1 pseudogene is annotated in these 558 nt (G+C 44.3%); it reads right to left on the bottom strand.

Annotation, left to right across the window (positions count from 1 at the left end):
- Positions 1 to 198: 198 nt before the first annotated feature.
- Positions 199 to 558: pseudogene (locus tag DXD25_RS17345) on the bottom strand (helicase); the annotation flags it as partial.

Raw genomic sequence — 558 nt, 5'->3', positions numbered from 1 at the left:
CTTATCTTCTCAACAAACTCTCAACAAATGGTTCTTTTCAACAAAATCACTGGGCAAAAGAGAAAGACAGGCATTAGCGGTCATGTTTTCTCTTTTCAACAGTCTCTTTCTTTTGTTGAGAGATTTGTTGAGAAAATGTTGAGCCTTAAATACTTGATATTCAATACTTCTTTCATCATATTCAACAATTCAACAAAATTATATGCTATTTAGCTTGTCCCTCGTTACAGTGTAGAACCTGCCCACACGTTTTGTTGGCGAGTAGTGACCGCTGCTGTTGTAGTTGTACTCGTATGAGGTGTAGGTGAGGGCGTTCTCTGAAGGTTGCAGCTTCCAACAGTCCTGCACTATCTTTCGCACAAGGTGCTTCTCCGCTTTCACGTGGTTGCATTGCAACAAGGCGATTGCGTCATTGAGGCAGAATTGCAAACTGTCGGTTTGGGTGTTCTCCATGACCTCAAGGAACAGCTCCGACATTTCCACCTCAAGTCGGTTGCGGTTGCAGCGTATGATTCTCCTCAGAGCATCGGTCGCTATCTGTTCGGGGGCGAACCACAT

This window comes from Prevotella sp. TF12-30 (assembly GCF_003436715.1).
GTDB lineage: Bacteria > Bacteroidota > Bacteroidia > Bacteroidales > Bacteroidaceae > Prevotella > Prevotella copri_A.
The sequence above is the reverse complement of the archived record's forward strand: the minus strand, read 5'-3'. Positions and strand labels throughout refer to the sequence as shown.